General features: G+C 69.4%; 12 protein-coding genes. 3 read left to right on the top strand and 9 right to left on the bottom strand.

Going from position 1 to position 13,859, the window contains the following annotated elements:
- Positions 1-87 precede the first annotated feature (87 nt).
- A complete protein-coding gene (locus tag OHB21_RS04625) occupies positions 88-537 on the top strand; it encodes a hypothetical protein (RefSeq protein ID WP_147265926.1) in 450 nt (149 codons plus the stop codon).
- Here the strand turns inward: OHB21_RS04625 and OHB21_RS04630 are convergent.
- The 3 genes from OHB21_RS04630 to OHB21_RS04640 are packed head-to-tail and all read right to left on the bottom strand — an operon-like array spanning position 534 to position 3,763.
- The gene (locus tag OHB21_RS04630; RefSeq protein ID WP_067504888.1) at positions 534-1,895 is read right to left on the bottom strand and encodes a dipeptidase; all 1,362 of its coding nucleotides are present in this window, start codon (positions 1,893-1,895) and stop codon (positions 534-536) included. The two genes, OHB21_RS04625 and OHB21_RS04630, sit on opposite strands and share 4 nt — an antisense overlap.
- A gap of 9 nt (positions 1,896-1,904) precedes the next feature.
- Positions 1,905-2,342 carry a hypothetical protein gene (locus OHB21_RS04635; protein ID WP_067504891.1) on the bottom strand — a complete coding sequence of 146 codons (438 nt, stop codon included), beginning with the start codon at positions 2,340-2,342 and terminating at the stop codon, positions 1,905-1,907.
- On the bottom strand, positions 2,339-3,763 hold the full coding sequence (locus OHB21_RS04640) for an APC family permease (protein ID WP_195125396.1): 1,425 nt from the start codon (positions 3,761-3,763) through the stop codon (positions 2,339-2,341). The genes OHB21_RS04635 and OHB21_RS04640 overlap by 4 nt, the downstream gene beginning before the upstream one ends.
- A 199-nt stretch (positions 3,764-3,962) precedes the next feature.
- On the opposite strand from OHB21_RS04640, the gene OHB21_RS04645 reads away from it, so the two are divergent.
- Positions 3,963-5,354: a glutamate decarboxylase gene (locus tag OHB21_RS04645; protein WP_195125306.1), complete on the top strand. Its 1,392-nt coding sequence runs from the start codon at positions 3,963-3,965 to the stop codon at positions 5,352-5,354.
- Between the two features lie 267 nt (positions 5,355-5,621).
- On the opposite strand, the gene OHB21_RS04650 is transcribed toward OHB21_RS04645, so the two are convergent.
- Both OHB21_RS04650 and OHB21_RS04655 read right to left on the bottom strand, forming a co-directional pair.
- On the bottom strand, positions 5,622-6,323 hold the full coding sequence (locus OHB21_RS04650) for a DUF2334 domain-containing protein (RefSeq protein WP_067505188.1): 702 nt from the start codon (positions 6,321-6,323) through the stop codon (positions 5,622-5,624).
- A 101-nt stretch (positions 6,324-6,424) separates the two neighbouring features.
- Entirely contained in the window at positions 6,425-8,572 is a 2,148-nt protein-coding gene (locus tag OHB21_RS04655; protein ID WP_195125305.1) for a S9 family peptidase, read from the bottom strand.
- Positions 8,573-8,903: 331 nt separating this feature from the next.
- Between OHB21_RS04655 and OHB21_RS04660 the strand changes: the two genes are divergently transcribed.
- Positions 8,904-9,935, top strand: coding sequence for a DUF2330 domain-containing protein (locus OHB21_RS04660; RefSeq protein WP_084537404.1), 1,032 nt, complete (start codon positions 8,904-8,906; stop codon positions 9,933-9,935).
- Between the two features lie 51 nt (positions 9,936-9,986).
- Here OHB21_RS04660 and OHB21_RS04665 read toward each other — a convergent pair whose 3' ends face one another.
- From OHB21_RS04665 to purB, 4 genes are all read right to left on the bottom strand, one after another.
- Positions 9,987-10,946 carry an alpha/beta hydrolase gene (locus tag OHB21_RS04665; RefSeq protein WP_067505191.1) on the bottom strand — a complete coding sequence of 320 codons (960 nt, stop codon included), beginning with the start codon at positions 10,944-10,946 and terminating at the stop codon, positions 9,987-9,989.
- Between the two features lie 134 nt (positions 10,947-11,080).
- Positions 11,081-11,524 (bottom strand): HIT family protein, encoded by a 444-nt coding sequence (locus OHB21_RS04670; RefSeq protein WP_067505194.1) that lies wholly within the window; start codon positions 11,522-11,524, stop codon positions 11,081-11,083.
- Positions 11,525-11,875: 351 nt separating this feature from the next.
- The gene (locus tag OHB21_RS04675; protein WP_195125304.1) at positions 11,876-12,370 is read right to left on the bottom strand and encodes a hypothetical protein; all 495 of its coding nucleotides are present in this window, start codon (positions 12,368-12,370) and stop codon (positions 11,876-11,878) included.
- Between the two features lie 64 nt (positions 12,371-12,434).
- Positions 12,435-13,856 (bottom strand): adenylosuccinate lyase, encoded by a 1,422-nt coding sequence (purB, locus tag OHB21_RS04680; protein ID WP_195125303.1) that lies wholly within the window; start codon positions 13,854-13,856, stop codon positions 12,435-12,437.
- Positions 13,857-13,859: the final 3 nt, after the last annotated feature.

The raw sequence follows: 13,859 nt of genomic DNA on the forward strand, positions 1-13,859 counted from the left end.
GAGTATTTCATTGCGCAACGTAACGTTTCGGGCCGTTCCGATATGCATGGGGTGATGCTCGGCTGTCGAACCTCAGGAGGAGAATCCATGCGTATGGTGCGGAAGATCGCGGCGGCGACGGCGCTGGCGGCAGGTGCGGCACTGGCGGGAGCCGGTGGCGCACAGGCGGATACGCTGGACTGGCTGCCGCCGCGCTGCATCGGCCTGAGCCCCTACATCGTCGACATGCCGCACGTGGGCTCGGTCGGGGTCTACCAGCGCGACGGCCGCGGCGGGCGCCCCGACATCCAGGTCGGCGACTCCCAGCACAGCTTCTGGGGCTATGACAGCCACCTCTCGGTGACCTGGACCAACCTGAACACGGGTGCGTCCGGGCTGCTCCAGGGCTCGCGCCGGGTGGGCTTCTACTCCCAGCCCGTCACCTTCTACGACGTACCGACCGGGGCCGGGCCGGTGCGCCTGGACCTGCGCGTCACCAATGTCGGCCCGGTGCCGCTGCCGCCGGTGACCTGCTCTCTGGACGCCAACGTCGGCTAGTTCGCGCCGTAGGTCGTCAGGAACAGCGCCTCGGCGAGAGCGATGTGCTCGATCTCGCTGGGATCGACGCTCTCGTTCGGGGCGTGGATGAGGCAGCGGGGTTCCTCGACGCCGATCAGCATGATCTCGGCGTCGGGGTAGGTGTCGGCGAAGACGTTGCACAGCGGGATCGAGCCGCCCTGCCCCTGCGTGGTGGTGGGGCGGCGGTAGGACGCGGCCAGCGCGGCGTCGAGCGCGGCGCGGGCCGGACCGCCGCTGGGCGAACGGAACGGCGCGCCTTCGGATTCCGGCTCGATCGTGATGCGCGCGTGCAGCGGGGTGTTGGCCCGCAGATGCGCTTCCAGCGCTTCGTGCGCCTCGGCCGGTGAAATACCCGGCGGGATACGGAGATTCAGCCGGGCGCGCGCGGTCGGCTGGATCGCCGCCGACGACCCGACCACCGGCGGGGCGTCGATGCCCAGCACGGTCAGAGCGGGCCTGGCCCAGAGCATTTCGGCGACGGTGCCGCTGCCCGCCAGATCGACGCCGTTCAGCACACCGGCGTCCAGCCGGAACTGCTTGGGCGAGTACTGCGCGCCGTCCCAGGTCTGGGTGTTGTCGAGCCCGGCGATCGTGGTGTTGCCCCGCTCGTCGCGCAGACCGGCCAGCACCTGGATCAGGGCGGCCAGCGCGTCGGGGGCGGCGCCACCGAACATGCCCGAATGCATCGGCCCGGCAAGGGTTTCCACCGTCACCACCACGTTCACGTTTCCGCGCAGCGTCTCGGTGAAGGTCGGCACGCCGACCGCGAAGTTGCCGCAGTCCGCCACCACGATGGCGTCGGCGCGTAACAGGTCGGGGTTGCTCTCCACGAATCGCTCCAGCCCGCCCGTGCCCTGTTCCTCGGAGCCCTCGGCCACCAGCGTGACGCCGACCGGCAGGTCCGGGCCCACCGCGCGCAAGGCCGTCAGGTGCGCCACCACATTGCCCTTGCAGTCGGCCGCGCCGCGCCCGTACCAGCGGCCGTCCTTCTCGGTGAGCGTCCACACCGGTGTGCGCCAAGCGGATTCGTCGAGCGGCGGTTGCACGTCGTAGTGGCAGTACAGCAGCACGGTCGGCGCACCGGGCGGCGCGGGACGCGACGCGATCACGGTCTTGCTCCCGTCGGGCGTCTCGTGCAGGCCCACCTTGGTGAGGCCCACCGCGGCCGACGCGTCCGCCACCCATTGGGCGGCGCGCTCACACTCCTCCGGCGGGAACTGACGCGGATCGGCCACCGATTTGAACGAGACAAGCTGCGCCAGATCCTCTTTCGCGTGCCCCATCAACCCGGCGACGCGAGCGCGCAGCTCGGCGGTATGCGGATCGTCGGTGGTCATGTCAGCGCCTCATTTCGTGGTGTGCTCGAGTTCGAAGGTGCGCACCTGGTCCAGATAGGTGCCGAGCCGGTCGGGACAGTAGGTCGCGATGGCCAGTTCGACAGCCATCACGGTATCGCGATCGCCGATCACCGGCCGACTGGCCGGACCGGACGCCCCGTTCACGATCGCGGCTTGATAGCGGGCCTTGACCAGCGGGTTGTCCGGGTCCGCGCAGACCAGTCCGCCGTCGTCGCCGAGGGCGGCGGCGATCACGCCGGGTGCGGGGGCGGGCAGGCCCGCATCGATCAGCAATTGGTGCAGCCGTTCGGCTTTCGCCGTGGCGATCTCGTCGTCGTGATGGTCGTCGAAGAGCACGACGCCCACCACCGCGAGCACCAGCAACAGCGCGCCGACCACCAGGTAGATCAGTCGGCGGGCCCGGTCGGGGGCATCGCCGAGCGTCATGCGGCCACCCCTTCCTGCGTCTCGGATTTCCAGCTCTCCCTGCGGAATCGGTAGAACAGGTACGGGATGAGCAGCCCGACCACACCCAGTCCGCCACCCACGATCAGCACGTACACGATCGGGGACCCGCCGCCGAACTGCGAGGGCGGCACGAACCCGATCACGAAGGCCGCCGACGCCGCAACGGTGCCGAGGCCACACAGCGCGAACAGCGCCGGCGCGCGATAGCCGCGCGGATGATCCCGTCGCAGCCGCCGCAAGCGCACGGCCGCCGCGAACATCAGCACGTACATGATCAAGTAGACCTGGGTGGTGATGACCGACAGGATCCAGTACGCGCTCGACACGTCGGGGATGAACGCGTAGAGCAGGGCGATCAAGGTGGTGAACACGCCCTGGGCGACCAGCATGTTCTGCTGCACGCCATGCTTGTTGAGCCGGGTGAGCACCGGCGGCAGGTACCCCTCGGAACGCCCGATCAGCAGCAGGCCCTTGGACGGGCCCGCCAGCCAGGTCAGCATGCCGCCGAGCGCCGCGGCCACCAGCATGATGCCCACCACCGGCGTCAGGAAACCGATGCCGAAGTGGGCGAAGAAGCCGTCGAACGCCTGCATCACCCCCGCGGTGAGGCTCAGGCTCGCCGCGGGCACCACCCAGCTGATGGCCAGCGCGGGCACGATGAAGATCACCAGCACCAGCCCGACCGCGAGGAACATCGCCTTGGGGTACTCCTTGGCCGGGTCCTTCAGCGACGAGACGTGCACCGCGTTCATCTCCATGCCCGCGTAGCTGAGGAAGTTGTTGACGATCAGCACCAGGCTGGCCAGGCCGGTCCACGCGGGCAGCAGGTGCGCGGCGTCCATCGGCGCGGCCGATGGGTTGCCCTGGGCCAGGAAGACCACACCGAGCAGTACCAACACCGATCCGGGCACCAGTGTGCCGATGATCAGGCCCATGCTGGACAGGCCCGCGACGGTCTTGGTGCCGTGCGCGGAAATGTACACTCCGGCCCAATAGACGGTGATGATCACGATCGCCACGTACACGCCGCTCGCGGCCAGCGACGGGTGGATGATGTAGGCGAAAGTGCTTGCGACATAAGCGAGCAGGCTCGGGTAGTAGAAAATCGTCATGGCGAACTGACACCAGATCGCCAGGAAACCAAGGGGTTTCGACAATCCCTCGCCGACCCACTTGTACACACCGCCCTGCCAGCCCGAGGCCAGCTCCGCCGCGACCAGCGAGGTCGGCAGCAGAAACAGCAGCGCCGGAACGAGATACAGGAACACGCAGGCCAGGCCGAACACCGCCATGGTGGGCGAGGCGCGCAGGCTGGCCACCGAACTGGTGGTCATGAGCGCGAGCGTCACCCAGGAGATGTACTTGGTGGTGACCGCCGCCTTCGTCGCCGTGCCGGTCATGCCCGCCGCCTTCCGCTCCATCCAGCTCAGGAAAAACCCATGCTCCGAACTCACGAACCACACCGCGTCTTGGCGCGATAGTAGCCGCTCAGCATCCTCGGCGTCCCGGCGAATTACTCACTTCAACAGCGGATTCGTTGCAGAATGAATCGGCAACCGTCACGTGGCAAACACCGAGCAGCTCGCTGGGAGAGGTCAGATGCCCGACGCACCGGATTTCGACGACCTGTTCGCCCTGCCCGAACTCGACGCGCCCGCGCCGCGCGACCGGTTCCCCGAGAAGGAGACCTTCTCGCGGGTCGCCTACCAGATGGTGCACGACGAACTGCTGCTCGACGGGGTCTCGCGGATGAACCTCGCGACGTTCTGCACCACCTGGGTGGACGACGAGGCGCGCCGGTTGATGAACGAATCGATGGACAAGAACATCGTCGACAAGGACGAGTACCCGCAGACGGCCGAGTTGGAGCGGCGCTGCGTGCGGATGCTCGCGCACCTGTGGCACGCGCCCGATCCGGGGACCACGCTGGGCACATCGACCACGGGGTCGAGCGAGGCGGCGATGCTGGGCGGATTGGCGGCGAAGTTCCGCTGGCGCAAGCGCGGCGGGTCCGGGATACCGAACTTCGTCTGCGGGCCGGTTCAGGTCTGCTGGGAGAAGTTCGCCAGGTACTTCGACGTGGAGATTCGCCAGATCCCGCTGCGCGGCGACCGGTTGACCATGCACCCCGACGACGTCGCCGCGCACTGCGACGAGAACACCATCATGGTGGTCGCCACCTTGGGACAGACGTTCACCGGGCTGTTCGAGGACGTCGCCGGGATCGCCCGCGCCCTCGACGACCTGCACGCCGGGGGCGGGCCCGACATCCCGCTGCACGTCGACGCGGCCAGCGGCGGATTCCTCGCGCCGTTCACCGCGCCCGACCTGGTGTGGGACTTCCGGCTGCCGCGCGTGAAGTCGATCAACGCGTCCGGGCACAAGACCGGGCTCGCGCCGCTGGGCGCGGGATGGGCGGTGTGGCGCGAAAACGACGATCTGCCACAGGAATTGATCTTCAACGTGGACTACCTCGGCGGCAGCATGGCCACGTTCAACCTGAACTTCTCCCGGCCGGGCGGACAGGTCATCACCCAGTACTACGACTTCATCCGGCTCGGGCGCACCGGCTACACGCGTGTGCAGGAGGCGATCTACCGGGTGGCGCGGCGGCTGGCCGATGGGCTCAGCACCTTCGGTCCGTTCGAGCTGGTGCACGACGGCGACCCGGCGCGCGGCATCGCGGCGGTCTCGTGGCGGCTCGTCGGGTCACCCGGCTACAACCTCTACGACCTGTCCGACCGGCTGCGCACCCGCGGCTGGCTCATCGCCGCCTACCCGCTGCCCGCCGACCGCGAGGGCGAGACGGTGATGCGCGCCGTCATCCGGCACGGGTTCACCCACGACATGGTCGACCTGCTGCTCGCCGACATCCGCCGCAGCGTCGACCAGCTCGGCCGCCACCCGCTGTCGGTGTCGCTGACCCGCGCGGAGGCGGGCGGATTCACCCACGACGCGACACCTGTGGTGCCGGATCAGCCGCAGGACTGAGGGCCGCGTCATCCTGCTCGACGCCGCCACGACCTTCGCCGACGCCAGGCCCACTCTCGAAGAACTCGAGGCCAGCCGCTCCGCCGTCCGTGCGCGCGCCGAGGAGCGCGAGCGCATCGACCTGCTCATCCGCTCGGCTTCGAGCCGACCGGAGCGGCATCGGTGCGGCGGTGCCCGCATCGCGCGCGGAGTGCCGGATCGGTGAGAGTGGCGCTGCCGCCCCGGTTTTCGCCGTGTTCGGGGCGGCAGCGCCGGTGCGGGCTGGTCTCAGGCGGCGCGCACGAGGTCGAGTGGTTCCCAGCGGTAGACCTCACTGTGCGCGCCGTGGTAGAGCGCCAGGTCGACGGCGTCGAGCACGGCCTGGCGGGGGCCGGAGCGTTGGAGCTGCGCCGCCGAGATCGCCAGCCGCAGCACACCGCCCCGCCGCGCCGTGCGGGCCGCGCCCAGCACGAGCGCACGGCACCACCACGGTTCGGCGCGGAACCCCTCGCCGATGCCGTAGACGCGAGCCCGCTGCGCGGTGTTGCGCTCCAGATCGTGGATGGTGGTGAGGCCGAGGGCCAGGCGGAAGCCCACCTCGGGCAGCGCCGCGACGGCGCCCGCCGACGCGTCCCAGCGCGGCGCGGCGAACAGGCGGGTGCGCAGTTCCACCCGCTCCATCACCCGGTCGGCGGCGGTGAGCCGCAGCCGCGCCTCGTGCCGGGGCAGCGTGGCGAACTCGGCGCGACGGCGTTTGGTGGCGGCCTGGTCGTATCCGTGCAGCACGATCGCGTCGCCGCGCGCCCGCCTGCCGCGCAGCCACGACTGCGTCGCGGGATCGTCCACCAGCCGGTACTTCCCCTTCAACCGGGGCGCCACCAGCAGCGACAACCGCACGTCCCGGCGATCCATCTCCGCGGCGAACTCGATCGCGGCATCGCGCGTGGTGTCCCGGATCCCCGACACGGACACGATCAGCTCAGCGTTCATGCCTCCACGATGCCCGCCCGATATGACCACCCCGTGCAACCCACATGACCAGCCGACGAACAGCCCGTCACGGGTGATAGCCCCCGGCCATCACCACCGGTTCACTTCTCGGCGAGGCCGACCGTGTCCAGCACCCAAGCGTGTTCGAAGGCCACTTCCTTCCACTTGGCGTAGCGGCCGCTGACGCCGCCGTGGCCCGCACTCATTTCGGTCTTCAGCAGCAGCGGGGCGTCGCCGGTCTTGGTGGCGCGGAGTTTGGCGACCCATTTGGCGGGTTCCACGTAGAGGACGCGGGTGTCGTTGATGCTGGTGACGGCCAGGATCGCCGGGTAGTCCTTGGCCTCGACGTTCTCGTACGGCGAGTAGGACTTCATGTACTCGTAGACTTCCTTGTCCGCCAAGGGATTACCCCACTCGTCCCATTCGATGACGGTGAGCGGCAGCGAGGGGTCGAGGATGGAGGTGAGCGGGTCGACGAACGGGACGTTGGCCAGGATGCCCCGGAACAGTTCCGGCGCGAGGTTCGCGACGGCGCCCATGAGCAGGCCGCCCGCGCTGCCGCCGTCGGCGACCATCAGGTCCGGCGAGGTGACGCCGGTGTCGATGAGATGCCGTGCGCAGGAGACGAAGTCGGTGAAGGTGTTCTTCTTGGTGAGCGTCTTGCCGTGCTCGTACCAGATCCGGCCCATCTCGCCGCCGCCGCGCACGTGCGCTACCGCGAACACCATGCCCCGGTCCAGCAGCGACAGGCGCGCCACCGAGAACGTGGGGTCCATGCTGGCCTCGTAGGACCCGTACCCGTAGAGCAGCAACGGCTTCGGGCCCTCGGTCACCGCGTCGGCGCGCCACACCAGCGAGATCGGGACCCGGGTGCCGTCCTCGGCCACGGCCCAATCACGGTGCTGCACATAATCTTTCGCGTCGTAACCCCCCAGCACCGGCTGCTCCTTGCGCAGCAGCAGGGCGCCGGTGGCGGGCACGTAGTCGAACACCTGCATCGGCGTGATGAACGAGGTGAGCCCGATCCGCAGCGTCGGCTGCTCCCATTCCGGATTCGCGCCCGCGCCCACGGCGAACAGCTCCAGATCGAATTCCAGTTCGCGCAGATCGCCGTAGCCGCTCTCGGTGAGCGGCCAGACCGCCACCCTGGTGAGCGCCTCGCGCCGGTAGCTCACCACCAGGTGGTCGGCGAAGGCGTCGACGTCCTCGAGCCGCACATCGTCGCGGTGGGCGATCAGCGTGGTCAAGTTCGACGGGTCACCCACGGGCGCCTCGGCGAGGACGAAGTTCTCCGCCTTCACCCCGTCCACCACGTCGTTGTGCAGGATGAGGAACCGGTCCTCGCCGCCGATCACCGCGTGCTCGGCCGTGTACTCCACGCCCTCGCGGCGCGGCAGCAGCACCCGGAACTCGCCCTCGGGATTGCCGGACTCCAGCACCCATCCCTCGGTGGTGATCTTGGAACCGACCCAGATCATCAGGTACTTCTCGGAACGCGTGCCGCCGATGCTCACCCAGTAGCGCTCGTCGGGCTCGTGGAAGACCTTGACGTCGCCGTCGGTGGGGGTGCCGAGACGGTGCCGCCACACGGTGTCGGGCCGCCACGACTCGTCCACGGTCTGGTAGAAGACGTGCGTCCCGTCCAGCGACCAGGTGGCGCCGGGCGCGGTGCGCGCGATCTCGTCGGCGAGCAGTTCCCCGGTGCGCAGATCCTTGAAGCGCAGGGTGTAGCGCTCGTCGCCGACGGTGTCGACCGAGTACGCGAGCAGAGAGCCGTCGTGGCTCACCGAGAACGCGCCGAGCGCGAAGAACTCGTGCCCCTCGGCCAGCTCGTTGCTGTCCAGCAGCACCTGCTCGCCGGGAATCTCGCTGTCGGCCTCGAGGACGGGCGGCGTCCACGCGTCGATGCCCGCCGCGGCGGCGTCGATCGGGCAGCGGCAGTGCACGCCGTACTGCTTGCCCTCGAAGGAGCGCGAGTAGTACCAGTACTCCCCCATGCGGGTGGGCACCGAGAGATCGGTCTCCTGGGTACGCGACTTGATCTCGGTGAAGATCTTCTCGCGCAGCCCGGCCAGGTGGGCGGTGCGCGCCTCGGTGTAGGCGTTCTCCGCCTCCAGGTAGGCGACGACCTCGGGATCGTCCTTGTCCCGCAGCCACTCGTACTCGTCGACGAAGACGTCGCCGTGATGCACCCGCTCGGTCGGCACCGTCTTGGCGATCGGCGCCGCCACCACACTCTCGACAGACATGCGCTCCACCCTACTGTTCGCGCCGGTGGCGCAGCGGCGCGTGCGTTTCGCCCTGCGCGATCAGCGGGCGCGGGTGCCATCCTGCGCGAGGCGACCGAGTAGCCCAGCGCTCCGGCGCGCGATCGGCACGCGGGTGTCGCGGCGGGCCGTCCGACAGCCGTGCCACAGTCTTGCGGGAGGGCACGTCAGGCAGGCGGGCTCGGCGACCTCGTTCGAGACGACGTCCGCCGAGCCACTCGCGCCAGTCGAACCGCGCCGGCGCGCCGGCCGTGCCCCCGAGTGTCCTTCGATCGAGGTGCCGAGCCGCTCCGGGCGCAGTACGCTCGCGCGCATGCGCTCGATCCTGGTCGCCCGGTTCGCGACGGTGGCGGCGGTGTTGTGCGCGTCGGCCGGAATCGGTGCGCTCGCACCGGTTTCCGCGTGCGCCTGCGGCGGCATCGTGAGTCCCGGCGACACCGCGACCGTGCGCAACGAAGTCGCGGTGGTGCGCTGGGACGGGGTGCGCGAGACCATCCTCATGCAGCTGGCGCTGGGCGGCGGGGCCGAGGAGGCGGCGCTGCTGGTGCCCACTCCCACGCCGGCGCGGGTGGAGGCGGGGTCGTCGGACACGTTCCGCGAGCTCGAGCGCCTGACCGAACCGGAGATCGTCACCGACCGGCGCTGGTTCGCCGACCAGCGCGGGGATGCCTCGGGAGGTGCGCCGGGCAGCGCGCCGACCGTGCTCGAACAGGTCACGCTCGGTCCGCTGGAGGCGACCACGCTCACCGGCGGCGCGCTCGACGGCGTGCGCGCGTGGCTCGACGAGAACGGCTACGAGCTGCGGCCCGAGGTGACCGCCACGCTGGAGCCCTACCTGCGCGAGGGCTGGTCGTTCGTCGCCATGCGCCTGGTCGCCGACGCGCCGCTGGACGGCGCGCTGGACCCGGTGCGCCTCACCTTCGACTCCGACCGTTTCGTCTACCCGATGCGCATGTCGGCGGCGGCGCGCGAGCCGCAGTCGGTGCGGCTCTACCTGCTCGGCGAACACCGCCTCGAACGCACCGACGCCGACGCCGCGTCCCAGCGCGTCGGCGTCGACTTCGCCGGGCGCATCACCGACACCGACGATCCCGCGCTGCGCGAACTGCTCGCCGACGGGCACGACTACCTGACAGAGATGTGGATCGCCATCCGCGAACCCGCCGAGATCACCACCGACTTCACCTTCGCCCCGGCCGCCGAAGACACCGACTACCGCCGCCGCATCCACCGCACCGAGGACATGACCATCCTCGGGGCGCCGGCGGGGCCGATCCTGCTCGGGGCGGGTGTGGTGATTGTCCTCGGGGCGGTGGTGACGTCCCGACGGATGTTCCGGTCGTAGTCGAGTCCGCCGCCCGGGTTCAGGCCTCGAGCGGCGGACAGCGAACCGGGTCTACGCCCCGAGGGCCGGGCCGATGGTGGGCCAGGAGCGGTGCAGGTGGTCCTGCCAGTAGGACCAGGAGTGGGTGCCGACCGGGCTGTAGTCCAGGCGGGCGGGGATGGCGGCGGCGCGCAGTTTCTGCTCGAAGCCGACCACGCAGATGTTGACGCCGACCTCCACCGGGCCGCCGAGGAAGATGTTCTCCGCCAGCTGCGGTTTGATCTGCGCCTCGTACGGTCCGGGGATGCCGGTGCCGGTGGCGAGGTAGATCGCCTTGCCGCGCAGGCGATCCAGCATGAGCGCCGGATCGTGGGCGGCCCATTCGGGGCTGCCGGGCGGGCCCCACATGTTGAGCGGGTTGCCGCCGCGGTTGGCGATGGAGAACATCACCGCGCCGGTGGCCAGGCTGGTGTCGGGGCAGGCGCTGTAGCCGGCGACCGCCCGGTACAGGTGCGGGTGGCGCGCCGCGAGGATGAAGGCCGCGTTGCCGCCCATGGAGAGGCCGCCGATGCCGTTCACCCCGTTGCCGTTGAACTCGCCGTTGATGATGGGCGGCAGTTCGCGGGTCAGGAACGTCTCCCACTTGTAGCGCCCGAACTTCGGGTCGTCGTGGAGCCAGTCGGTGTAGTAGCCGGCCTGGCCGCCGATCGGCAGCACCACGTTGACGTTCTTACCGCGGAAGAAGGCCTCCGCGTCGGTCGCGTTGGTCCAGGTGCTCTGGCCGACACCCGGGTCGAGGCCGTCGAGCAGGTAGTACGCGGGGCGCGCGCCGCCGCCCGCCGGGTGCAGCACCTGCACCTGGATGGTGCTGCGCATCGCGGGCGAATCGACCCAGACGGCCGAGCGCGTCGGGCTGAGCCGATCGATGCGAACGACCTGGGCGGCCGACGCGGGAGCGGGGTCGATCATCGAAGGTCCCAGCATGGCGATCGCCAGGGCCAGCACTGCAACAGCAACTCTGTAACGCCGCACTACCAACCTCCATCACCGCATGACAATGGCATTCAACGTATCTCGAGCCGGGGGCGTCCCGGTGGCGAATCGCCATCGGGCGTTTCCACAGCAAACTGCACGGTACAGAACAGCTTTCCCGTCCGCACCATGTGTCACAGGCCCCCGGACCGGTCCACTCTATCCAGAGCGCCCCGGATCGACCCCGCCAGATAGTCCAGATCGGCGCGGTGCGGGCTGGTGGGACGCGCCCGCAACCCGAATCCGTCACCCGGTGTGCGCGGGATGACGTGCAGGTGCACATGGAACACCTCCTGCCCGGCCGTCACCCCGTCCGCCAGGAAGAAGTTCACCCCGTCGCAGGCCACCTCGCTCTCCCGCAGCGCCGCCGCCAACCGCTGCCCCACCTGAAACAGCTTCCCGCCCACCTCCAGGTCCAACTCCGCGAGGTTGCGCGCCGGCACCCGCGGCACCACCAACAGATGCCCCGGCGTCACCGGCCGAATATCCATGAACGCGACCACGTCATCGTCCTCATACACCTTCGACGCCGGCGCCCGCCCCGCAATGATCTCCGCGAAAATCGTGTAGGGATCCACACCGCACCCTAACGAACCCCGCCGTCCCGGCGGACTCCAACGGGCACCCGGACACACGCGCCCAGAACCGGCCCGACTGCACTCCTGTGGAATTGGTACCTACTGCCGAGCAATACGCCGAAGGCGTTGGCTTCCCACACGACATCACGCACCGCTCTCTCAACCTCCAGTCCGAACGCACTGCGAAGTTGCCGCCACTCGAAATGGCTCGAACGCGACAATCCCGAGTGATAAGCTGACATCAGCTTCCGGCACTAGCTGGAAGAAGTGAACCCGACTCTTCACCGGACGGTGGGCGGTCGGGTTTCGCGTTTCATCGACGTGGTTTGTCGACGTCAACGCAGATGCGAATCAGTGGAGCGACGACCTGTTTCCATCTGCCCCCTGCGCCGAACGAGCCACCGCATCGGGCCACCACAGTGCCGGGTCACTGTGCGGCGGCAGATGCGTGTACGAGAGGTTCGTCGGCTTCCTGGCGAGAACCTCCGCGATACAGTGCCGGTCCCGGTGGTCCTGCCCCGCCCGCGATTCGATGACCAACCGCGATGCATCGGTGGCGACGAGGTCCAGCACGAGCGCTTCGAGACACGCCCGCCGCGTCGAGATTTCAGGGCCTCGGCCCTCGTAGACGGCCACACCTACGGTGGAGCATCGCGCCATCGCCTCGATTATCCGGCGGCGTCGCTGCTCAGGTTCGTGATTGAAATGCCATCGCCGTTGGCCCGGTAGCAGGTAGTCCTTGACGACCGAACGAGCATGGCCGAGGCGATTCTCGGGAATCAGTGCGGCGCACAGGATGTAGCGGTCCTTGCGGATCGACTCGTCGACGAAGGCGTGGATGGGCACCCGCGCGACGATACCCTTCCGCTATCGCACCGGCGCGCGGGCAGCGCCGAAACCCTATGGCGCGCTAGAGGATCGGCGAAGGGGTGTAGCGGGCGGCTTCCGGGTACGCGTCCACGAGCTTCTGGACCTGCCCCACGACCTCGGCGGTTTGGTCGGGGGCGGCGCCGACGAAGGCGGACTTGTCGGCGAGGGCTTGGTCGAGGGCGGCGCGGTCGAGGGGGAGGCGGTCGTCGGCGGCGAGGCGGTCGAGCAGGTCGGGTTCGCGGCCCTGTTCGCGCATGGCGAGGGCGACGGCCACGGCGTGCTCCTTGATGACCTCGTGCGCGGTCTCGCGGCCCACGCCCGCGCGCACGGCGGCGATCAGGATCCGGGTGGTGGCCAGGAACGGCAGGTAGCGGTCCAGTTCGCGGGAGATCACGGCCGGGTAGGCGCCGAATTCGGCGAGCACCGTCAGGAAGGTCTCCATCATCCCGTCGACGGCGAAGAACGCGTCGGGCAGCGCGACACGGCGCACCACCGAGCAGAACACGTCACCCTCGTTCCACTGCGCGCCGGCCAGTTCGGCGGCCATCGACGCGTACCCGCGCAACACCACCTGCAACCCGTTGACGCGCTCGCAGGAGCGGGTGTTCATCTTGTGCGGCATCGCCGAACTGCCCACCTGACCGGGCTGGAAGCCCTCGGTGACCAGCTCGTGCCCCGCCATCAGCCGGATGGTGTGCGCGAACGACGACGGCCCGGCGCCCACCTGCACCAGCGCCGACAGCACATCGTGGTCCAGCGAGCGCGGATACACCTGGCCCACGCTGGTGAGCACGGTCGCGAATCCGAGGTGGCGCGCCACCTGCTGCTCGAGCGTCGCGAGCTTGGCCGCGTCGCCGCCGAGCAGGTCGAGCATGTCCTGGGCGGTGCCCATCGGACCCTTGATCCCGCGCAGCGGGTAGCGGTCGATCAGCTCCCGCAACCGGGTCAGCGCGATCAGCAGCTCGTCGGCGGCGGAGGCGAACCGCTTGCCGAGGGTGGTGGCCTGGGCGGCCACGTTGTGCGACCGGCCCGCCATCACCAGGGTCTGGTATTCGGCGGCGCGCTCGGCCAGCCGCGCCGCGATCGCCACGCCGTGGGCGTGCACGTGCTCGAGCGAGAGCCGGATCTGCAACTGCTCCACGTTCTCGGTGAGATCGCGGCTGGTCATGCCCTTGTGCACGTGCTCGTGCCCGGCGAGGGCGTTGAACTCCTCGATGCGCGCCTTCACGTCGTGGCGCGTGACCCGTTCGCGTTCGGCGATGGAGGCCAGGTCGACGTGGTCGATGACTCGCTCGTAATCGGCGAGCACACCCTCGGGCACCTCGATCCCGAGTTCCGACTGCGCGCGCAGCACCTCCAGCCAGAGCCGCCGCTCCAGCACGATCTTGTGCTCCGGCGACCACAGGCGCACCAGCTGCGGACTGGCGTAACGGGTGGCGAGGACATTCGGGACGAGACTCACGTC

The organism is Nocardia puris (assembly GCF_036051655.1).
Taxonomy (GTDB): Bacteria; Actinomycetota; Actinomycetes; order Mycobacteriales; family Mycobacteriaceae; genus Nocardia; species Nocardia puris.